This is a genomic window from Streptomyces spinosisporus, from assembly GCF_022698145.1.
GTDB lineage: Bacteria > Actinomycetota > Actinomycetes > Streptomycetales > Streptomycetaceae > Streptomyces > Streptomyces spinosisporus.
Map to the genome: position 1 here is coordinate 59,513 of NZ_JALDAX010000002.1, position 21,631 is coordinate 81,143.

A 21,631-nucleotide genomic window follows, 5' to 3' on the forward strand; every position below is an offset into this window, starting at 1 on the left:
GACCGCCTGAACCGCCCTCTCAGACCCCCATCCCGTCCACGACCTCCTCCCACGCCCCCGCCAGCGCCGCCTCGTCCGCCGCCGCGCGTGCCTCCTCGCGGCCGTAGAGCACTCCGTAGGTGAACGTGCTCTCCCCCGCCGCGTGCGCCACGGCGGACAGCTCGCGCAGGGTCTCGCGGGCCATGACGCTGTCCTGGTGGTCGCCGAGCAGGTTCTGCAGGGACTTCATCGACTTGGTCAGCGCGGTCGCCGGGCCGCCGAGGGCGGGCGCGGCCGCCTCCGCCGAGTACCGCGTCCGCTTGGCCTTCTTGCGCGCCTCGTGCAGGGCGAGGTCGCGGTCGTGGCCGGCCGCCGCGGCGAGGGCCTCCTCCACCCGGTCGGACAGCTTCCCGAAGTCCTTCCGTACGGCCTTGGCGATCACCTTCTCCGGGCGGTCCGCGGCGGCCCGGAGCAGCGGCGGCTCGTCGACCAGCGCGTCGAGGGTGTCGAGCAGCGTCAGATACCGCTGGGAGTCCAGTACGCCGGTCAGCCGCCGGCGCGATCCGCCGCGCCGGGCGTTGGTCCAGGTGTGCAGCCGGGTGCGGACCGGGCCGGAGAGCAGGGTCCCCGGCAGCTCGTCGAGACCGGCCGTGAGGCGTTCGGTCAGGACCTCCGCGTCCCGGTCCACCCCGAGCTCACCGGCCAGCCACTTCAGCTCCTCGCCGACGGCGTCGGTGACGGTCCGGTCGAGCACCTTGCCGTAGGAGCGGAAGGCGCTGCGCATCCGCCGGGTGGCGACGCGCATGCGGTGCACGGAGTCGTACACGTCCTGCCGTACGGCCGGATCGAGTGCCATGAGGGCGTCGCGCTGCTCACGGACATAGGCGAGGACATGATCGCCCGCGGTCTTCGGGGCCCGGGGCTTCTTCTGCTTCTTCGTGCCGCCCTTCGTCTTCTTCCTGCCGTCCTTCGACGTCGAAGCAGGCTCGGGCGCCGTCTCCGCCAGCGCCCGGGCCAGCTTCGACGACGACGCGGAGGGCCGTACGCCCGCCTCGCGCAGCCGTGCGTCGACCTGGTCGAGGAAGGCCGGGTCGCCGCCGTCGGCGAGCTCCACCTCCAGTTCGGTCCACTGGGCGACTCCGCCGTCGCCGGTGAGCCGCTCCGCATGTACGGCGTCCACGGCGACCTCGGCCAGCAGGCGTCCCCCGGCGTCCACGAGGTCGCGGATGTCCCGGTCGGAGCGGAGCCGGACCACGGGCCGCAGTTCGGCCCCGCGGACCCTGGAGCGGAGCAGGGCGGCGAGGCCGGCCGGGAGGGTGTCGGAGAGCGGGGCGTGGATCTCGTCGCGGACGCCGGGGCCGACGGGGAACTTCAGGTGCCAGCCCGCGTCGGAGCCGCCGGTGCGGCGGCGCAGTGTGATCGCGGCGGCGGCCAGGCGTTCGTCGGCGGTGTCGTAGTAGGTGGCGTCCAGATGGGCGACGCCCTTGTCGACGACGGCGTCGACGCCGGCGACGCCGGTCAGGTCGGGCAGGCCGCTGTCGTCGGACTCGTATTTCCGCTCGATCTCGCGCTTGGTGTCCGCCATGTGCCGAATGTAATGGGATTCATCCGGGAGGGGCAGGGCCGCTCCCGGATGAATCCCGGGGAAACACGGGTACAACAGGCGGTTCGCCAGGCCGACATGGGCCTGGCTACGCCGACATGAGCCTGGCTACGCCGACATGGGCCGCTGTGCGGTGATGGACTGCAGCAGCCCCACCGCCATCCACACGGCGAACATCGACGAGCCGCCGTAGGAGACGAACGGCAGCGGCAGGCCGGTCACCGGCATGATGCCGAGGGTCATTCCGACGTTCTCGAAGACCTGGAAGGCGAACCAGGCGACGATCCCGGCGGCGACGACCGTGCCGTAGAGCTCGGTCGAGTCGCGGGCGATGCGGCAGGCCCGCCACAGGATCACGCCGAGGAGCACGATGATCAGGCCGGCGCCGACGAAGCCGAGCTCCTCCCCCGCGACCGTGAAGACGAAGTCCGTCTGCTGCTCGGGCACGAACTGGCCGGTGGTCTGCGAGCCGTGGAAGAGGCCCGCGCCGGTCAGTCCGCCCGAACCGATGGCGATCCGGGCCTGGTTGGTGTTGTAGCCGACGCCCGCCGGGTCGAGCGCGGGGTTGGCGAAGGCCGCGAAGCGGTTGATCTGGTAGTCGTCCAGGACGTGCAGCTGCCATACGGCAATGGCGCCGACGGCGCCGGCGGTGATGAGGCCGAACACCCAGCGGTTGGAGGCGCCGGAGGCGAGCAGCACTCCGAGGATGATGATCACCATGACCATGACCGACCCGAGGTCCGGCATCAGCAGGACGATCAGTATCGGTACGGCGGCCAGGCCGAGGGCCTGCAGCACGGTGCGGTTGTCGGGGTAGGTCTTGTCGCCCGCGTCGACGCGGGCGGCCAGCAGCATCGCCATGCCCAGGATGATCGTGATCTTCACGAACTCCGAGGGCTGCAGGGAGAAGCCGCCGCCGAGCACGATCCAGGAGTGCGCGCCGTTGACCGTGGAGCCCAGCGGGGTGAGCACCAGCAGGATCAGCAGGACCGAGAGGCCGTACAGGATCGGGATGGCGGTGCGCAGGGCGCGGTGGCCGATCCAGACCGTGACGACCATCAGGGCGAAGCCGATGCCGGTGTTCATCAGGTGCCGGATGAGGAAGTAGTACGGGTCGCCCTGGTTGATCTCGGTGCGGTTGCGGGTGGCCGAGTAGACCAGGACCGTGCCGATCAGCGACAGCGCGATCGCGGCGAGCAGTATCGGCCAGTCGAGTCGGCGGGCGAGGGAGTCGCGGGCGAAGACCCGTGTCCAGCCCGCGCGCCGCGGTCCGTACCCGGAGACGGAGAAGCCGTTGGCACCGGTCATGTGAGCATCCTCCGGCTGCCTCGCCTGCGCGGCCGCCTGCGGGTGTTCCGGTTGGTCGAGGTGGGTGTGGCCGTGGTGGCGCCCGGCTGGGTCTCGTCCGGCGGGGTCTCACCCTGCCGCTGGGCCTTCTTCAGGTCCTTGACGGGGTCCTTGGCGACCTTCGGGGAGTCGATCGTGCCGTCGGTCTTGACCTTGGGCAGGCCCTTCTGCGGGGTGGGCAGCAGCGCCTTCTTCTTGTCGATGGAGCCGTCGCCCTGGACGCCGTAGAGGGCGCTGTAGATGTTGCGGACGGCCTCACCGGAGGCGCCCGAACCCGTACCGGCCTGGGCGATGGTCATGATGACCGTGTAGTCCTTGGAGTACGTGGCGAGCCATGAGGTGGTCTGCTTGCCGTAGACCTCGGCGGTACCGGTCTTGGCGTGCAGCGTGATCTTGTCCTGCGGCCAGCCCTGGAACTTCCAGGCGGCGGTACCGCTGGTGACCACGCCCGCGAGGGCCTTGTCGATGCCCTTGTGCGTGGCCTGGCTGATCGGGAGCTTCGCCTTGACCTTCGGCTTGATCTCCTTGACCGTCTTGCCGTCGGCGCTGATGATCGCCTTGCCGATGGTGGGGACGTACTCGGTGCCGCCGTTGGCGAGCGCGCCGTAGATCATGGCCTCCTGGATCGGCGTGAGCAGGGTGTCGCCCTGGCCGATGGAGTAGTTGATCGAGTCGCCCTCGCGCATCTTGTTGCCCTCGAGGCAGTTCTCGTAGGCGATCTTCTCGACGTAACTGCCGTTCTTCTTGCCGGACTTGCACCAGGCGTCCTTGTTGGCCTCCCAGTAGTCCTGCTTCCACTGGCGGTCCGGGACGCGGCCGGTGACCTCGTTCGGGAGGTCGATGCCGGTCTCCTTGCCGAGGCCGAACTGGTGGGCCGCCTTGTAGAAGTAGTCCTTGGGCTGGCCCTTCTTGGGGTTGATGCCGCCGTCCTTCTTCCACTCGCGGTCGGCGAGGCCGTAGAAGACGGTGTCGCAGGAGACCTCGAGCGCCCGGCCCAGCGAGATGGGGCCGAAGCTCTCGCCCTCGAAGTTCTTGAAGACCTGGCCGCCCACCGAGTACGAGCTGGTGCAGGGGTAGCCGCCGTCCCACTCGTAGCCGGCCTCGACAGCGGCGGCCGTGGAGACCACCTTGAAGGTCGAACCGGGCGCGGACTGACCCTGTATGGCGCGGTTCAGCAGCGGGTAGTCGGAACCCTTGCCGGTGAGCTTCTGGTAGTCCTTGGCGGAGATGCCGCCGACCCAGACGTTCGGGTCGTAGGTCGGCGCGGACGCCATGGCGACGACGCGGCCGGTCTTGGCCTCCATCACGACGACGGCGCCGGAGTCGGCCTTGTAGTTCTCGCCGGTGATCTTGTCGAACTGCTTGCGGGCGGCCTTCATCGCCGTGTCCAGCTCGTACTCGGCGACCCGCTGGACGCGGGAGTCGATGCTGGTGACGAGGGTGGAACCGGCCTGGGCGGGATCGGACTTGGCCTTGCCGATGACGCGCCCGAGGTTGTCCACCTCGTAGCGGGTGACGCCGGCCTTGCCGCGCAGCTCCTTGTCGTACTGGCGCTCCAGGCCGCTGCGGCCGACCTGGTCGGAGCGCAGATACGGCGAGTCGGTGTTCTGCGCCTTGGTGATCTCCTCGTCGGTGACCGGCGAGAGGTAGCCGAGGACCTGGGAGGTGTTGGCCTTGCCGGGGGCCGGGTAGCGGCGCAGCGCCTCGGGTTCGGCGGTGATGCCGGGGAAGTCCTCGGCGCGCTCGCGGATCTGCATGGCCTGGCGGGGCGTGGCCTCGTCGGTGATGGGGATCGGCTGGTAGGGCGAGCCGTTCCAGCACGGCTGCGGCGTCTTGGCGTCGCACAGCCGTACCCGCTGCATGACCTCCTTGGGCGTCATGCCCAGGACGCCGGCCAGCTTGGTGAGGACGGCCTTGCCGTCGTCCTTCATCTTCAGCAGGTCGGTGCGGGAGGCGGAGACCACGAGCCGGGTCTCGTTGTCGGCGATCGGCACGCCGCGCGCGTCCAGGATCGAGCCGCGCACGGCGGGCTGGACGACCTGCTGGACGTGGTTGCCGGACGCCTCCTTGGCGTACTCGGAGCCCTCCCGGATCTGCAGGTACCACAGGCGGCCGCCGAGGGTGCCGAGCAGGGAGAGGACGAGGATCTGGATGACGACGAGTCGGATCTGGACCCGTGGGGTCCGTCCGGTCTCGGGGATATTGGTCACTGCGGTTGCCTCCCCCTCTCAGTGCGTGTGTGTGTCATAGCCGACGGACCTGTGAACGGCGGCCACCGACTCGCGCGCCCTCACAGCCTCTTGACCCCCTTGATGCGTCCCACGCGCGTGGTGCGGGTGCGGGCCTTGGTCTTCAGGCCGCCGAGTCCGCGCTGGCTGCCGAGCTTGAGGCCGGTCCCGGTGGAGATCCAGCCGGAGGAGATGTCGGTCGCCTTCTTCGAGGACGAGCTGGTCTCGGCGAGCGGGTCGTTGTCCGCGCGCCGGGCCAGGAACATGATCCCGGGGACCACGAAGGGGGCGAGCAGCAGGTCGTAGAGCGCGGCCGTGAACAGCAGGCTCGCGAGGCCGACATGCCGGGCGGCGGTGTCGCCGACGAGGGCGCCGACGCCGGCGTAGAGCAGGGTCGTGCCGAGGGCGGCGGCGACCACGACGACCATGGGGCCGGTGGCCGACTTCAGTCGCCCGTTGTCCGGTTTGACGAGGCCGGCGAGATAGCCGATGACGCACAGCACCAGGGCGTAGCGTCCGGCGGCGTGGTCGGCGGGCGGTGCGAGGTCGGCGAGCAGACCGGCGCCGAAGCCGACGAGACAGCCGCCGACGTGGCCGTAGACCAGGGCGAGGCCGAGGACGGTCAGCAGCAGCAAGTCGGGTACGGCGCCCGGCAGATGGAGCCGGGCCAGGACGCTGACCTGGATCACCATGGCCACGACGATCAGGGCCGTAGAGAGCAGGATCCGGTTGACGCGCATGGGGATTCAGCTCCTACTGCTGCTCGGTCTGGCCGTCGATCGGCGCGTTCGCCGACGGGGTGACGGTGACGGTCACCGTCGGGGTGGGGGTCGGCTGGGGTTTCTTCGGCAGCACCGTGTCGCGCGGATCCTTCTTCGGGGCCTGGACGACCACGCCGACGATGTCGAGCTTGGTGAAGCTGACGTAGGGCGTGATGTAGAGGGTGCGGGTCAGGGCCCCGCCGGACGGGTCGACGCGGGAGACCACGCCGACCGGGACGCCCGGCACGAAGGGCTTGTCGGCCTCGGAGCCGAAGGTGACCAGGCGGTCGCCCTTCTTCACGTCGGCCTTGCTGTTGAGCAGTTCGACGCGCAGCGGGCGGTCGCCCTGTCCGGAGGCGAAGCCCAGTTCGTCGCTGTTCTCCATGCGGGTGCCGACGGAGAAGTCCGGGTCGTTGGCGAGGAGCACGGTCGAGACGTCGGGGCCGACGTTGGTGACCCGGCCGACCAGACCGTCGCCGTTGAGGACCGTCATGTCGCGCTTGATGCCGTCGTTGGCGCCGACGTCGATGGTGATCGTCCAGGAGAAGCCCTGGGCCGCTCCTATGGCGATGACCTGGGCGCCCTTGATGCCGTACTGCCCCTCCGCGGAGACCTTCAGCATCTTGTCGAGCTGCTTGAGGCGGCTGGCGTTGCGGTCGTCGCTGCCCAGCTTCGCCTTGAGGGCCGCGTTCTCCTTCTCCAGGCGGGCGAGGCGGTCGTGCCGGGTGCCCGAGTCACGGATCGCGGAGACGGCGTCGCCGACGGGGTTGACCGCCGTCGACACACCGTCCTCCACCGGCCCGAACACCGTGGCCGCCATCTGGCGGGCACCGTCGACCGGTGAGTCCTCCCCACCGCGGATGTCCACCGTGATCAGTGCGAACGCGATGGCGATCAGCAGCACCAGGAGCAGCCGGCTCTCTCGTGTGTCCCTCACGTGCGGCGGCCGTGCCTTCCTCATAGGAATGTGCAGAGGTTTTGATGTTCAGGTGTGCAGAGGTTTATGGGTGAGCTTATGCCTCTATATCAACGATCCGCCGCACGAGAGGAGATCATCTCGTACGGCGGAATCGAAGAGTTACGTCATCTGCGCGGCTGGGCGTCCAGCACCTGCTGGAGCGCCTCGAACTCCTCGACACACTTGCCGGATCCGAGCGCCACGCTGTCCAGCGGGTCCTCGGCGATATGGATCGGCATGCCGGTCTCCCGGCGCAGCCGCTCGTCGAGTCCGCGCAGCAGCGCCCCGCCGCCCGTCAGCACGATGCCCCGGTCCATGATGTCGCCGGACAGCTCCGGCGGGCACTTGTCCAGGGTCGTCTTGACGGCGTCGACAATGGCGTTGACCGGCTCCTCCATCGCCTTGCGGACCTCGCCGGCGGAGACGACGACGGTCTTCGGCAGCCCGGAGACGAGGTCCCGGCCGCGGATCTCGGTGTGCTCGTCGGATTCGAGTTCGTACGCCGAACCGATGGTGATCTTGATCTGTTCGGCGGTCCGCTCACCGAGGAGGAGGCTGTACTCCTTCTTGATGTGCTGGATGATCGCGTTGTCCAGCTCGTCGCCCGCCACGCGGATGGACTGGGCGGTGACGATGCCGCCGAGCGAGATGACGGCGACCTCGGTGGTGCCGCCGCCGATGTCCACCACCATGTTGCCCGTGGCCTCGTGGACCGGGAGGCCGGAGCCGATGGCGGCCGCCATGGGCTCCTCGATGATGTGCACCTGTCGGGCGCCCGCCTGGGACGACGCCTCGATCACGGCGCGACGCTCGACACCGGTGATGCCCGAGGGCACACAGACGACGACACGCGGGCGGGCCAGATACCGGCGCTTGTGGATCTTCAGGATGAAGTAGCGGAGCATCCGCTCGGTGATCTCGAAGTCGGCGATGACGCCGTCCTTCAGCGGTCGTACGGCAACGATGTTGCCAGGAGTCCGGCCGATCATCTTCTTCGCCTCGGCGCCGACCGCGAGGATGCCACCGGTGTTGGTGTTGATCGCGACGACCGACGGCTCGTTGAGAACGATCCCGCGACCCCTGACGTACACCAGCGTGTTGGCGGTCCCGAGGTCGACAGCCATGTCACGGCCGATGAACGACATTGAGTTCCCCATCAGGATTCGTCTGGCCTTCCTGGGAGCTTTTGAGGGCTTTTCAGGTCGGCGAAGTGGGTGCTGTGACGTGAAGGCTTCCATCGTAATGGTGCCTGCACAAACACTGCGTAAGGGTCTCCGCCATTGTCAGCAGATGCTGGGTGCGTTCGCTTGGTGAGAGGGGCGTTCGGGGGCACTCGTTCCCTCGATCGCCACGCATATGCCAGAAAGTCCCGGGCCATCGTCTGGGACCCCAACTTCCGCCGACGCAGGCACTACGCGTGGCCGGGGAAGAAGATCTTCACCTCGCGCTCGGCGGACTCCTCGGAGTCGGAGGCGTGGATGAGGTTCTCGCGGACGATGACGCCGTAGTCACCGCGGATCGAGCCGGGGGCGGCGGCGATCGGGTCGGTCGGGCCGGCCAGGGCGCGCAGCCCCTCGATGACCCGCTCGCCCTCGACGATCATCGCGACGACCGGGCCGGAGGCCATGAACTCCACCAGCGGCTCGTAGAAGGGCTTGCCCTTGTGCTCGCCGTAGTGCTGCTCCAGCGTCTCCTGGTCCAGGGTGCGCAGCTCCAGCGCCGTGATCCGCCAGCCGGCCTTGCGCTCGATACGGCCGATGATCTCGCCGGTCAGACCACGGCGGACGGCGTCGGGCTTGAGCAGGACGAGGGTGCGCTGAGTCACGACGGGCTCCTAGAAATCAAGGCTGGTGCAGGTGACGGCTGTTGCAGGTGTTCGAAGATTACAGGGCGTGTCGGGTGCCGTGTCACACAGCGTCAGGAGTGGAGGAGTCCGCCTGGGCCGCGAAGCGTGCCTTCGCCTCGTCGATCTTTCTGCCGTAGTGCACCGAGGCCCACCACAGGGCGGCGAAGACCGCGCCCAGGAAGAACATCGTGGGCACGGCGAAGCCGGAGGCGATGAGCGCGACCTGCAGGATCCAGCCGAGGGCGACCCCGCCCGGACGCGTCACGACACCGCACAGCGCCACGCACAGGAACATCGCGATGCCGCTGACCGTCCACACCGTCGACGCGGTCAGGTCGGGGTCCTTCATGGCGACCAGACCGGCGAAGCCGATCACGAAGAACTCGCCGATCAGAGTCGAAGCACAGAGCGTACGCACGGGACCTCTCAGCCCTTTCCCAAAAGCAGCCGGGCCTCGCCGACCGTGATGACGGAGCCGGTGACGAGCACACCGCCGCCCGCGAACTCGCCCTCCTCCTCGGCCAGCGTGATCGCGGCCTCCAGGGCGTCCGGCAGCCGCGGTTCGACCTGGACGCGCTCGTCGCCGAACACCTCGACGGCGATCGCGGCGAGTTCGTCGGCGTCCATCGCGCGGTGGGTGGAGTTCTGCGTGACGACGACCTCGGCGAAGATCGGCTCGAAGGCCTCCAGGAGACCTCGTACGTTCTTGTCACCGCTCGCGCCGACCACGCCGATCAGCCGGCTGAAGTCGAAGGCCTCGCCGATCGCCTCGGCGGTGGCGCGGGCGCCCGCCGGGTTGTGCGCGGCGTCGAGCACGACGGTCGGGGAGCGCCGTACGACTTCGAGCCGGCCCGGCGAGGAGACCGCCGCGAAGGCCTTGCGGACGGTGTCGATGTCGAGCGGCTCGGGCCGCTGCGAGCCGACCCCGAAGAACGCCTCCACCGCGGCGAGCGCGACCGCGGCGTTGTGCGCCTGGTAGGGGCCGTGCAGCGGGAGGTACACCTCGTCGTACTCACCGCCGAGGCCGCGCAGGGTGAGCAGCTGTCCGCCGACGGCGACCTGGCGGGAGACGACCCCGAACTCGAGGCCCTCCCTGGCCACCGTGGCATCCACCTCGACGGCCCTCTTCAGCAGCACCTGGGCCGCGTCGACGGGCTGCTGGGCCATGATGACCGTCGCGTCCTGCTTGATGATCCCGGCCTTCTCCGAGGCGATCGCGGCGGGCGTCTCGCCGAGCCGGTCGGTGTGGTCGAGGTCGATGGGGGTGACGACGGCGACGTCCCCGTCGATGACGTTGGTGGCGTCCCAGGAGCCGCCCATGCCGACCTCGACGACCGCGACGTCCACGGGCGCGTCCGCGAAGGCGGCGTACGCCATGCCGGTCAGCACCTCGAAGAAGGACAGCCGGTACTCCTGCTGGGAGTCGACCATCTCGACGTACGGCTTGATGTCCGCGTACGTCTCGATGAAGCGCTCGGCGGTGATGGGGGCGCCGTCGAGGCTGATGCGCTCGGTGATCGACTGGACGTGGGGCGAGGTGTAGCGACCGGTGCGCAGTTCGAAGGCGCCGAGGAGGGCCTCGATCATGCGGGCCGTGGAGGTCTTGCCGTTGGTCCCCGTGATGTGGATCGAGGGGTACGAGCGCTGCGGGTCGCCCAGCACGTCCATCAGCGCGGAGATACGGGCGACCGACGGCTCCAGCTTGGTCTCGCCCCAGCGGGTGGCGAGCTCCGCCTCGACCTCGCGCAGGGCCCTGTCGACCTCGGGGTCCTCGGGGCGGGCCGGGACGTCCGCCTGCGGCGGGCCGCCCTGGGTGCGCAGGGTGCGGCTGCCTGCCTCGATGACGGCGAGATCGGGGTCGCGGTCTTGTTCGGCGGCGATGATCTCGTCGAAGGGGTCGCTTTCACTCACACCGCCAGTTTAGGGGTGCGCCCAGGGGGGTGGGGGGTTGGGCTTGTTGTGCGGGCGCGGGGAGTCTGTGGTTGATCGCGCCCACGCGGCGGAGCCGCAAATCGATGCGGCCCCGCGCCCCTGGGTCGGCTACTGCTCGGGCAGGTTGTCCAGCTGGGCCTTGATCCTGGTGATGTCCTCGTCCGCCTTTGCCAGGCGGCCGCGGATCTTGTCGACGACGTGGTCCGGGGCCTTGGCCAGGAAGGCCTCGTTGCCGAGCTTCGCCGTGGCCTGGGACTTCTCCTTCTCCGCGGCCGCGAGGTCCTTGGCGAGGCGCTTGCGTTCCGCTGCGACGTCGATCGTGCCGGAGAGGTCGAGGGCGACCTCCGCACCGGCCACCGGCAGGGTCGCCGTGGCCTTGAAGGACTCGCCCTCCGGCTGCAGACGCAGCAGCTGGCGGATGGCGGCCTCGTGCGGTGCCAGGGCCGTGCCGTCCAGGGTCAGGCGGGCCGGGACGCGCTGGCCCGGCTGCAGGCCCTGGTCGGCGCGGAAGCGGCGGACCTCGGTGATGACCGACTGGAGGGACTCGATCTCCCGCTCGGCCGCCGTGTCCCGGAAGCCGCTGTCGTGCGGCCACTCGGCGATGACGACCGACTCGCCGCCCGTGAGCGTCGTCCACAGCGTCTCGGTGACGAAGGGGACGATCGGGTGCAGCAGCTTGAGGGTGACGTCGAGAACCTCGCCGAGGACCCGCTGGGAGACCTTGGCGGCGGCCCCGCCCGCCTGGAACGTCGTCTTGGACAGCTCGACGTACCAGTCGAAGACCTCGTCCCAGGCGAAGTGGAAGAGCGCGTCCGACAACTTCGCGAACTGGTAGTCCTCGTAGAGCGCGTCGACCTCGGCCACGACCGAGTTGAGCCGGGACAGGATCCAGCGGTCCGTGGACGACATCTCGGACGCGTCCGGCAGCGGGCCCTCGACCGTCGCGCCGTTCATCAGCGCGAAGCGCGTGGCGTTCCAGATCTTGTTGGCGAAGTTGCGCGAGCCCTGGACCCAGTCCTCGCCGATCGGGACGTCGACGCCGGGGTTGGCGCCGCGGGCGAGGGTGAAGCGGAGCGCGTCGGAGCCGTACTTGTCCATCCAGTCCAGCGGGTTGACCGCGTTGCCGAAGGACTTCGACATCTTCTTGCCGAACTGGTCGCGGACCATGCCGTGCAGGGCGATGGTGTGGAACGGCGGGGTGCCGTCCATCGCGTACAGGCCGAACATCATCATCCGGGCGACCCAGAAGAAGAGGATGTCGTAGCCGGTGACCAGGACGGAGTTCGGGTAGAACTTCGCGAGCGACTCGGTCTGTTCGGGCCAGCCGAGCGTGGAGAAGGGCCACAGGCCGGAGGAGAACCAGGTGTCGAGGACGTCCGTGTCCTGCTTCCAGCCCTCCGCCTCGGTGCCGGGCGGCTCCTCGTCGGGGCCGACGCACACGACCTCGCCGTTCGGGCCGTAGAAGACCGGGATGCGGTGGCCCCACCACAACTGCCGCGAGATGCACCAGTCGTGGAGGTTGTCGACCCAGTCGAAGTACCGCTTCTCCATCTCCTGCGGGTGGATCTTGACCTTGCCCTCACGGACCGCGTCACCGGCGGCCTTGGCGAGCGGGCCGACCTTGACCCACCACTGCATGGACAGGCGCGGCTCGATGGTGGTCTTGCAGCGCGAGCAGTGGCCGACGGAGTGGACGTAGGGCCGCTTCTCGGCGACGATCCGGCCCTCGGCGCGCAGCGCGGCGACGATCGCCGAGCGGGCCTCGAAGCGGTCCTGGCCCTGGAAGGGGCCGTGGACGGTGATGACGGCGTGCTCGTCCATGACCGCGATCGCCGGGAGGTCGTGGCGGCGGCCGATCTCGAAGTCGTTCGGGTCGTGGGCCGGGGTGACCTTGACGGCGCCCGTGCCGAACTCCGGGTCGACGTGCTCGTCGGCGACGACGGGGATGGAGCGGTCGGTCAGCGGCAGCTTGATCTGCTTGCCGATGAGGTGCCGGTAGCGCTCGTCGTCGGGGTGAACGGCGACGGCGGTGTCGCCGAGCATGGTCTCCGCGCGCGTGGTGGCGACGACGACCGTGTCCTCGCCCTCGCCGTACTTGATGGAGACGAGCTCGCCGTCGTCGTCCTGGTACTCGACCTCGATGTCCGAGATGGCCGTCAGACAGCGCGGGCACCAGTTGATGATGCGCTCGGCGCGGTAGATCAGCTCGTCGTCGTAGAGCCGCTTGAAGATGGTCTGGACGGCCTGGGAGAGGCCCTCGTCCATGGTGAAGCGCTCACGCGTCCAGGCGACGCCGTCGCCGAGGCGGCGCATCTGGCCGGAGATCTGCCCGCCGGACTCGCCCTTCCACTGCCAGACGCGCTCGACGAAGGCCTCGCGGCCGAGGTCGTGGCGGGACTTGCCCTCCTTGCCGAGCTCGCGCTCGACGACGTTCTGCGTGGCGATGCCGGCGTGGTCCATGCCGGGCTGCCAGAGCGTCTCGAAGCCCTGCATGCGCTTACGGCGCGTCAGGGCGTCGATGAGGGTGTGTTCGAAGGCGTGCCCCAGGTGGAGCGAGCCCGTGACGTTCGGCGGCGGGATGACGATGGTGTACGGCGGCTTCTCGCTCTTCGCGTCCGCCTCGAAGTAACCCCGCTCCACCCAGCGCTCGTACAGCGGCCCCTCTACGTCGGCCGGCGCGTACTGGGTCGGCAGTTCGGTGCTGGGCGCTGGTGGCTGCTGCTGAGCGTTCTCGGTCACGGGGTCAGTTTAGGGGTGTCACAGGGCAGTCCCGAAACGCGTTTGTTCTGTAACGGTGGGGGCCCCGATGGAACGCGCGCTCCCCCTCTGCGCCAGGATGTCGGGAACACATAAGGCATCTGGAGGGGAACCCAGAAATGAGTCACAACCAGCCGGGCCCGTACGGCGGGCAGCCCCAGCAGCCCGGACCGTACGGCCAGCAGGGCCCCTACGGCCAGCAGCAGCCGCAGGCGCCCCAGCCCGGCTACGGCTACCCCCAGCAGCAGCCGCCGGCCCAGCCGGGCTACGGCTACCCGCAGCAGCCCCCGCAGGGCGTGCCGCCGCAGCAGCCCTACGGCCAGCAGCCGCCGTACGGTCAGGCTCCCTACGGCCAGCAGCCGTACGGTGCACCGCAGCCGCCGCAGGGCGGGGGCGGTGGCGGCAAGAAGACGGGCCTGATCATCGGCGCCGTCGCCGTGGTGGCGGCGATCGCGGTGGGCGCGTACTTCGTGATCGGCGGTGGGGGCTCCGGCAGCGGCGGTTCGTCCGTCGCCGACGACGGCGCGCACAAGCTGACGACGCCGGCGACGGTGATCAACGGCGAGTACAAGAAGTCGGAGAACGGCGCCTCCAACGACGAGATGACCGACGACGACAAGGCCGACTTCGAGAAGTGGGGCGTCAAGAACCCCAAGGACGTCAGCGCCGGCTACCAGAAGGGCACCGGGCTCAGCGTGACCAGCCTGTCCTTCAGCGGTGTCTACGGCACCATCGACGACCCGGAGGCGGTCGTCGACGCGATGTTCGCCAAGGTGAAGTCGGAGTCGCAGAAGGACCAGAGCGGCGACAGCAGCAAGGGCAAGATGATCGGCAGCCCGGAGAAGGTGACGCCCGCGGGCTTCGAGAACGGCATCATGAAGTGCCAGATCGCCCAGATCGAGAACACCGACTCGTCGAGTTCGAGCGCCGGTGCCGCGAAGACCATCAACATGCCGATGTGCATCTGGGGTGACCACAGCACCGTCGCCGTGGTCACGTCCTTCGGCTTCGCCGATCTCGCCAGCGGCAAGGGCGGTTCGATCGACGACACGGCGGCCACCGCGGCCAAGCTCCGCAAGGACGTCCGCGTCAAGGCGTAGCCGCTACGACGCGAGAAGGGCCCGGCGCCTGTGGCGCCGGGCCCTTCTGCATGAACTGGTGCGGGGTCACGCCGTCTTCTGCTCCCCCGGGCCCCGGCCGTTGCGGGCGTCGCGCGGGATGAGCGTCGGGTTCACGTTCGAGTGGACGACGTCGGCCGTGACGACCACGCGGGCGACGTCCTTGCGCGACGGCACCTCGTACATGACCGACATCAGGACCTCTTCCATGATGGCGCGCAGGCCGCGTGCGCCGGTCTGGCGCAGGATGGCCTGGTCGGCGATGGCCTCCAGGGCCTCGCGCTCGAAGTCCAGCTCCACACCGTCGAGTTCGAAGAGGCGTTGGTACTGCTTCACCAGCGCGTTGCGCGGCTCCACCAGGATCTGCAGCAGGGCCTCGCGGTCGAGGTTGTGGACCGAGGTGATGACGGGGAGGCGGCCGATGAACTCGGGGATCATGCCGAACTTGACCAGGTCCTCGGGCATGACGTCCTCGAACTGGTCCTTCTCCTCCAGCTCCCGCTTGGAGCGGATGGTGGCGCCGAAGCCGATGCCCTTGGCGCCCGCCCGGCCCTCGATGATCTTCTCCAGGCCCGCGAAGGCGCCGCCCACGATGAACAGGACGTTCGTCGTGTCGATCTGGATGAACTCCTGGTGCGGGTGCTTGCGGCCGCCCTGCGGCGGCACCGAGGCCGTGGTGCCCTCCAGGATCTTCAGCAGGGCCTGCTGGACGCCCTCGCCCGACACGTCGCGGGTGATGGAGGGGTTTTCACTCTTCCGCGCGACCTTGTCGATCTCGTCGATGTAGATGATCCCGGTCTCGGCCTTCTTGACGTCGTAGTCGGCCGCCTGGATCAGCTTGAGCAGGATGTTCTCGACGTCCTCGCCGACGTAGCCCGCCTCCGTCAGCGCCGTCGCGTCCGCGATCGCGAACGGGACGTTCAGCATGCGGGCCAGGGTCTGTGCGAGGAGGGTCTTGCCGGAGCCCGTGGGGCCGAGCAGCAGGATGTTGGACTTCGCCAACTCGATCGCGTCGTCACGGCCGTTGGCCCCGCCGTTCTCCCCGGCCTGGACGCGCTTGTAGTGGTTGTAGACCGCTACCGAGAGGGCCTTCTTGGCGGCCTCCTGGCCGACCACGTAGCCCTCGAGGAACTCGTAGATCTCGCGGGGCTTGGGGAGTTCCTCCCAGCGCACCTCGCTCGTCTCCGCGAGCTCTTCCTCGATGATCTCGTTGCAGAGGTCGATGCACTCGTCGCAGATGTACACACCGGGCCCTGCGATGAGCTTCTTGACCTGCTTCTGGCTCTTGCCGCAGAACGAGCACTTGAGCAGATCGCCGCCGTCACCGATGCGTGCCACGGTGTGCTTCCCCTTCGCCTGGGAGACGCCTAGGTCCAGCGGCTCCTGGTGCTGCCTTAGTCCGACGGTACCTTGCCGGGCCCCCCGTTCGGGCCCCCCTTGGCGCGGTTCACTTTGACGTGCAGCGTGTCAAAGCACACCAACCGTGCCAAGGGGCGGCAGACGATACAGCCTCCGTGTCCTTGGATGTGTCAGCGGACGGAGGCGTTGTTCATCTTCCGGGTGGAGATGATCTGGTCGATCAGGCCGTACGACAGCGCGTCCTCGGCCGTGAGGATCTTGTCGCGCTCGATGTCCTCGCGGATCTTCTCGATCGGCGTGGTCGAGTGCTTGGCCAGCATCTCCTCCAGCTGCGAACGCATCCGGAGGATCTCGTTGGCGGCGATCTCCAGGTCGGAGACCTGACCGCGGCCCGTCTCGCTGTAGGGCTGGTGGATCAGCACGCGGGCGTTGGGCAGCGCCATGCGCTTGCCCGGCGTACCGGCGGCCAGCAGGACGGCGGCGGCGGAGGCCGCCTGGCCCATGCAGACCGTCTGGATGTCGGGCTTCACGAACTGCATCGTGTCGTAGATCGCCGTGAGCGCGGTGAAGGAGCCGCCCGGGCTGTTGATGTAGACCGAGATGTCCCGGTCGGGGTCCATCGACTCCAGGCACAGCAGCTGCGCCATGACGTCGTTGGCGGAGGCGTCGTCGATCTGGACGCCGAGGAAGATCACCCGCTCCTCGAAGAGCTTCGCGTACGGGTCGTACTCACGGATGCCCTGCGAGGTGCGCTCGACGAAGCGCGGGATCACGTAACGGGACTCGGCGGCGGGGCCCGTGTACTCGGCTCGCGTGCGGTCGTACAGGCCGCTGCCGGGGAAGTCGTTCACTGTCTGTCTCCTAGGGGCTGTGGCGGTCGGCTGGGGGCGCTGCGGGGGTGTCAGGCCCCGGTGCCGCCGCCGCCCGGCATGCCGGCGGCCGTGGGGATCACGTCGTCGATGAGGCCGTACTCCTTGGCCTCCAGGGCGTCGAACCAGCGGTCGCGGTCCGAGTCACGGGTGATCTGCTCGATCGTCTGGCCCGTGTGCTGGGACGTGAGCTCGGCCATGCGCTTCTTGGTGTGCAGCAGCCGCTCGGCGTGGATCTTGATGTCGGAGGCCGAGCCCGCCAGGCCCGCGGAGGGCTGGTGGATCAGGATCTCGGCGTTCGGCAGCGCGAAGCGCTTGCCGGGGGTGCCCGCGCTGAGCAGGAACTGGCCCATCGAGGCGGCGAGGCCCATGGCGATGGTCACCACGTCGTTCTTGATGTACTGCATGGTGTCGTAGATCGCCATGCCGGCCGTGATCGAGCCGCCCGGGCTGTTGATGTACATGTAGATGTCCTTGTCCGGGTCAGCGGCAAGGAGCAGCAACTGTGCAGTGATCTTGTTGGCGATGTCGTCGTCGACCGGCTGGCCGAGGAAGATGATCCGCTCGTTGAGCAGCCGGTTGTAGACATGGTCGCCGAGGCCACCGCCGATGGAAGGCTCGCCGGCGGCGGAGGGCATCAGATTCGTCACGTATCCACCTGCTCGTCTTACGACGGCGCCGGGCCGTCTTCACGTGTTCCCTGCGGGGCCGGGACCGTTTCGGGTGCTCCCCTGCCCTCATACTCATGGACCCTAACGCGCGGGTCCCTTCGGGGAATCCCGGAGTGGGGGGTGTTCGCCGGGGGCGTAGCCGTGCGGCGGCGCCTCGGGGGGAGGCGCTTCGCGGCCTCCTCCATTGCAGAAGGGCCCCGGGGGTGCCTCGGGGCCCTTCTGTGGGGTTCTGGAGTGCCGTGGGTGTCAGCCCTCGGTCTTCTCCTCGGACTCCTCCGTGGCGTCGGCCTCCGTGGCCTCGGCGGCGACGTCGGCGGCGGCCTCGGTGTCGTCCTCGTCGTCCAGGTCGATGATCTCGCCGTTGGTGTCCTTGACCGTGGCGGCCTCGACGACGACCGCGAGGGCCTTGCCGCGGGCGACCTCGCCGACCAGGAGCGGAACCTGACCGCCCTCGACGACGGCCTGGGCGAACTGGTCGGGGGACATGCCGGAGGAGGCCGCACGCCGCATGAGGTGCTCGGTGAGCTCCTCCTGGTTGACGTTCAGCTTCTCCTGCTTGACGAGCTCGTCCAGGACGAACTGCGTCTTGATGCCCTTGACCGCGGCTTCCTTGGTCTCGGTCTCGAACTCCTCGGCCGTCTTGCCCTGGATCTCGAGGTACTTCTCGAGGTCGAGGCCCATCTGGCCGAGCTGGTGGTGCTCCAGGTTGTGCTTGCGGGTGTTGATCTCGTCCTCGAGCAGCTTCTCGGGGACCGGGACCTCGACCAGCTCGAGCAGCTTCTCCAGGACGCGCTCCTGGGCCTGCGTGGCCTGGTCGTACTGCTTCATGTTCTCCAGGCGCTTGCGGCTGTCGGCGCGGAGCTCCTCGAGGGTGTCGAACTCGGACGCGAGCTGCGCGAAGTCGTCGTCCAGCTCGGGCAGTTCGCGCGCGGCGACCTGGGTGACCTTGACGGTGACCTCGGCCTCCTTGCCGGCCGCGGAGCCGCCCTTGAGCTCGGAGGTGAAGGTGGCCTCGCCGCCGGCCTCGAGGCCCTTGACGGCGTCGTCGATGCCGTCGAGCAGCTCACCCGAGCCGATGGTGTAGGAGACGCCGCTCGCGACGCCGTCCTCCAGGACCTCGCCCTCGACCTTGGCCTCCAGGTCGATCGTGACGACGTCGCCCTCCTCGGCGGCGCGCTCGACCGGGGAGGTGGAGGCGAAGCGCTCACGGAGCTGCTCGACCGACTTCTCGACGTCCTCGTCGGTGACCTCGACCGGGTCGACCTCGACCTCGATGCCGGAGTAGTCCGGGATCTCCAGGGAGGGCCGGATGTCGACCTCGGCGGTGAAGTTCAGCGTCTCGCCGTCCTTCAGGTCCGTGATGTCCACCTCGGGCTGGCCGAGGACGTCGATCTCCGCCTCGTTGACCGCCTCCGTGTAGAACTTCGGAAGCGCGTCGTTGACCGCCTCCTCCAGGACCGCACCGCGGCCGAACCGCTGGTCGATGACGCGCGCCGGGATCTTGCCCTTCCGGAAGCCCTTCACCGTGACCTGCTGGTTGATCTTCTTGTACGCCGCGTCGAGGCTGTCCTTGAGCTCCTCGAAGGGCACCTCAATGCTGAGCCGAACCCGGGTCGGGTTCAGGGTCTCGACGGCGCTCTTCACGGTTCGGTCTCCTTGGGGCTGACTTTAGGGATCGTGCCCGGCACAGAGACACACGGGCATGCAGCTTGCATAGTAACGGCAGCGGCGACACGCCCCAAAGGCGATCACGGAAAGCGGTCACCCGCGGTGAGCGCGTGCTGACCGGGTTCGACCGGTCCGTGGTCGGGGTGGCGGGATTTGAACCCACGGCCTTCCGCTCCCAAAGCGGACGCGCTACCAAGCTGCGCCACACCCCGTCAGGTGCGACACGTAGGGTACATGCCCGCAGGCAGTGCGGCTGCCGCATTTCCCGGGCGGGTACGGCGCGGCGGTGCGGGCGGCAGAAGGGGTGTGCGCCGAGCGCGTGCGACCCGCTACGATGCCTTGTGTGCCGCGGTCGCCTGACCTGCGGCGCGTGCTGTGCGGGCGTAGCTCAATGGTAGAGCCCCAGTCTTCCAAACTGGCTACGCGGGTTCGATTCCCGTCGCCCGCTCCACATGGCTCAGGGCCAGGTGGGAGGAGAGATCCTCCGCCTGGCCCTCTGCTTTCCCCGGGCGCCGGCTCTTCTCTTCTGGCCCTCCCCGGCCACCCGGGGTCCCGGGCGGGGCCGGATCCCGGGGGCCAGGGGCCGGGTCAGAAGCTGATCGAGTTGATCGTCTCGGCTATCGAGTTCAGGAAGCGGTTGATCGACGGGGCCATGCCCGTCGACGCGAGGAAGAAGCCGAAGAGCACGGCGACGATGGCGGGGCCCGCCTTGATCGACCCTCCCCGGATCAACACCACCAGGATGATCGCCAACAGCAGCACCACTGACAGTGAAATGGCCACAACTGATCACACACCCTCGGTCGGTCCGCTCTCCCGGCCTGGAGGTGTCGGCCTCGCACACCCCCGCCAGAACCATCGTGCCACCAACGAGGCCCCGGTATGCGGCAGGTGAGGCAACGTCGGCCACACCTGTGCCGGACCTTTGCCCGGGCCATGCCGACGCGACCCGCGGGAGCACTCAACGCCGCGCCCCCGCACGGCAATTCGAGGATGCCTCCGCACGGTGAATTCGGCGGGATCGTTTCAATGTCCACACATCGCGTTCGCAGGCATTTCGAATTGCTGCCACGGGGACCGGGAAGCGTCAACAGCGGCACCACCAAAGGCTGATGAAGCGGACATTCCACCAGAGTCGCCCCCTGGTCATATGCCCCGTTTAGTCGGGATGAGTCGCGACAACCAGGACATGTAATGGTGTGTTGACCATCACCTCCACAAGGAGGCCGACTTCGCTTAATGATGGGTACCCGAAGCCAATAACCAGGAAAGACGTGGGGAGTTTTACGAAAACCCACGGCCGACGCTAGGGTGCCTCAGATGTTTCACGCTGCCTCGTCCTCCGCAAGTGCAGCGAGGTCCGGGATCCTCTCCCCCCGTTTCTGGGGGGAGGGTCTGTGACGAACTCGTTGCAACCGAACGGCCACAACACAACCCCACAGCAGGCGAGCCCTCCCCAACGCGGCAAACAGCGCGACGCGTTCTTCGACAACGCGAAGTACCTGGCGATCGTGCTGGTGGCCATGGGCCACTCCTGGGAACCGCTGAAGGGTGACAGCCGCATCCTGGAGGGCGTGTACACCGTCGTGTACACCTTCCACATGCCGGCCTTCATCATCATCTCCGGCTATTTCTCGCGCAGTTTCGACATGCGCCCCGACCGGCTCAGGCGGCTGGTCACCGGTGTCCTGGTGCCGTACGTGATCTTCGAGACGGCGTACTCGCTCTTCAAGCGCTACGGCGACCACGACCCGGGCATGGACGTCAGCCTGCTCGACCCCTGGTACCTCACCTGGTTCCTGATCGCGCTGTTCATCTGGCGCCTGACGACCCCGCTGTGGAAGAACCTGCGGTGGCCGCTGCCGGTCGCGCTCGGCATCGCCATGTTCGGGACCGTCTCACCGGACATCGGCAACGACCTGGACCTGCAGCGCGTTCTGCAGTTCCTGCCGTACTTCGTGCTGGGTCTGTGCATGAAGCCCGAGCACTTCCAGAAGGTGCGCACGCGGACGATGCGGATCGTGGCGGTGCCGGTGTTCGCGGCCGCGCTGGTCTTCGGCTGGTGGGCGGTGCCGCGGATGAACACCGCGTGGTTCTACCACCGTGACGCCGCCCAGGAGTTGGCCGCGCCATGGTGGACCGGGCCGGTCATGGTGCTCGCGCTGTTCGGCTGCTCGCTGCTGCTGACCGCGTGCTTCTTCGCCTGGGTGCCGCGCCGCAAGATGTGGTTCACGGCGCTCGGCGCGGGCACGCTGTACGGCTATCTGCTGCACGGCTTCGTCATCAAGGCCGGTGACTTCTACGGGTGGTTCGACCACGCGTGGATGCGCAAGCCGCTCGGCGAGATCGCCCTGACGCTCGCCGCGGCCGCCGTGGTCACCCTGCTCTGCACGCCCCCCGTGCAGCGGATCTTCAGGTTCGCGATGGAGCCCGAGATGAAGTGGGCGTTCAAGCGCGACGCGGCGGAGCTGGCCCGGGAACGGGAGAAGCAGGAGCGCCGGCGCGAGATGGCGAACGTCTAGACCGAGGGTCGCT

At 68.6% G+C, this 21,631-nt stretch carries 17 protein-coding genes and 2 tRNA genes; 3 read left to right on the forward strand and 16 right to left on the reverse strand.

All coding sequences use genetic code 11. The features are described from left to right. Positions 1–19: 19 nt before the first annotated feature. The 10 genes from MQN93_RS05540 to MQN93_RS05585 form a co-directional block, all read right to left on the reverse strand. The gene (locus MQN93_RS05540; protein WP_242708562.1) at positions 20–1,564 is read right to left on the reverse strand and encodes a CYTH and CHAD domain-containing protein; all 1,545 of its coding nucleotides are present in this window, start codon (positions 1,562–1,564) and stop codon (positions 20–22) included. Positions 1,565–1,690: 126 nt separating this feature from the next. After that, a complete protein-coding gene (gene rodA / locus MQN93_RS05545) occupies positions 1,691–2,890 on the reverse strand; it encodes a rod shape-determining protein RodA (protein WP_242708563.1) in 1,200 nt (399 codons plus the stop codon). Continuing rightward, positions 2,887–5,139, reverse strand: a complete 2,253-nt coding sequence (gene mrdA, locus MQN93_RS05550) for a penicillin-binding protein 2 (RefSeq protein ID WP_242708564.1) — start codon at positions 5,137–5,139, stop codon at positions 2,887–2,889. Before mrdA ends, rodA begins: the two co-directional genes overlap by 4 nt. Before the next feature lie 80 nt (positions 5,140–5,219). Continuing rightward, positions 5,220–5,897, reverse strand: coding sequence for a rod shape-determining protein MreD (mreD, locus tag MQN93_RS05555; RefSeq protein WP_016435189.1), 678 nt, complete (start codon positions 5,895–5,897; stop codon positions 5,220–5,222). Between the two features lie 13 nt (positions 5,898–5,910). Then, positions 5,911–6,855 carry a rod shape-determining protein MreC gene (mreC, locus tag MQN93_RS05560; protein ID WP_037782410.1) on the reverse strand — a complete coding sequence of 315 codons (945 nt, stop codon included), beginning with the start codon at positions 6,853–6,855 and terminating at the stop codon, positions 5,911–5,913. A gap of 146 nt (positions 6,856–7,001) precedes the next feature. Next, the gene (locus MQN93_RS05565; RefSeq protein ID WP_016435187.1) at positions 7,002–8,021 is read right to left on the reverse strand and encodes a rod shape-determining protein; all 1,020 of its coding nucleotides are present in this window, start codon (positions 8,019–8,021) and stop codon (positions 7,002–7,004) included. A 266-nt stretch (positions 8,022–8,287) separates the two neighbouring features. Next, positions 8,288–8,701, reverse strand: coding sequence for a nucleoside-diphosphate kinase (ndk, locus tag MQN93_RS05570; protein ID WP_016435186.1), 414 nt, complete (start codon positions 8,699–8,701; stop codon positions 8,288–8,290). 82 nt (positions 8,702–8,783) lie between these two features. Continuing rightward, positions 8,784–9,140 carry a DUF4233 domain-containing protein gene (locus MQN93_RS05575; protein ID WP_016435185.1) on the reverse strand — a complete coding sequence of 119 codons (357 nt, stop codon included), beginning with the start codon at positions 9,138–9,140 and terminating at the stop codon, positions 8,784–8,786. An 8-nt stretch (positions 9,141–9,148) separates the two neighbouring features. After that, positions 9,149–10,633 carry a bifunctional tetrahydrofolate synthase/dihydrofolate synthase gene (gene folC, locus MQN93_RS05580; protein WP_016435184.1) on the reverse strand — a complete coding sequence of 495 codons (1,485 nt, stop codon included), beginning with the start codon at positions 10,631–10,633 and terminating at the stop codon, positions 9,149–9,151. A 129-nt stretch (positions 10,634–10,762) separates the two neighbouring features. Continuing rightward, positions 10,763–13,393, reverse strand: coding sequence for a valine--tRNA ligase (locus MQN93_RS05585; protein ID WP_016435183.1), 2,631 nt, complete (start codon positions 13,391–13,393; stop codon positions 10,763–10,765). Between the two features lie 137 nt (positions 13,394–13,530). Here MQN93_RS05585 and MQN93_RS05590 point away from each other — a divergent pair, with 137 nt between their 5' ends. Continuing rightward, positions 13,531–14,511, forward strand: a complete 981-nt coding sequence (locus MQN93_RS05590) for a hypothetical protein (protein ID WP_242708565.1) — start codon at positions 13,531–13,533, stop codon at positions 14,509–14,511. 66 nt (positions 14,512–14,577) lie between these two features. Here MQN93_RS05590 and clpX read toward each other — a convergent pair whose 3' ends face one another. From clpX to MQN93_RS05615, 5 genes are all read right to left on the reverse strand, one after another. Beyond that, positions 14,578–15,867, reverse strand: a complete 1,290-nt coding sequence (gene clpX, locus MQN93_RS05595) for an ATP-dependent Clp protease ATP-binding subunit ClpX (RefSeq protein ID WP_016435181.1) — start codon at positions 15,865–15,867, stop codon at positions 14,578–14,580. Between the two features lie 191 nt (positions 15,868–16,058). After that, a complete protein-coding gene (locus MQN93_RS05600) occupies positions 16,059–16,739 on the reverse strand; it encodes an ATP-dependent Clp protease proteolytic subunit (RefSeq protein ID WP_016435180.1) in 681 nt (226 codons plus the stop codon). A 50-nt stretch (positions 16,740–16,789) separates the two neighbouring features. Continuing rightward, complete coding sequence (locus tag MQN93_RS05605) at positions 16,790–17,395, reverse strand: ATP-dependent Clp protease proteolytic subunit (RefSeq protein ID WP_037782807.1); 606 nt, start codon at positions 17,393–17,395, stop codon at positions 16,790–16,792. 279 nt (positions 17,396–17,674) lie between these two features. Next, positions 17,675–19,072, reverse strand: coding sequence for a trigger factor (gene tig, locus MQN93_RS05610; RefSeq protein ID WP_016435178.1), 1,398 nt, complete (start codon positions 19,070–19,072; stop codon positions 17,675–17,677). Positions 19,073–19,231: 159 nt separating this feature from the next. Beyond that, a tRNA-Pro gene (locus MQN93_RS05615) sits at positions 19,232–19,308 on the reverse strand. Between the two features lie 165 nt (positions 19,309–19,473). Between MQN93_RS05615 and MQN93_RS05620 the strand changes: the two genes are divergently transcribed. Beyond that, a tRNA-Gly gene (locus MQN93_RS05620) sits at positions 19,474–19,547 on the forward strand. Positions 19,548–19,684: 137 nt separating this feature from the next. Here MQN93_RS05620 and MQN93_RS05625 read toward each other — a convergent pair. Next, on the reverse strand, positions 19,685–19,879 hold the full coding sequence (locus MQN93_RS05625; protein ID WP_016435177.1) for a hypothetical protein: 195 nt from the start codon (positions 19,877–19,879) through the stop codon (positions 19,685–19,687). Positions 19,880–20,493: 614 nt separating this feature from the next. Here MQN93_RS05625 and MQN93_RS05630 point away from each other — a divergent pair. Next, positions 20,494–21,618, forward strand: a complete 1,125-nt coding sequence (locus tag MQN93_RS05630; protein ID WP_372504282.1) for an acyltransferase family protein — start codon at positions 20,494–20,496, stop codon at positions 21,616–21,618. Positions 21,619–21,631 lie beyond the last annotated feature (13 nt).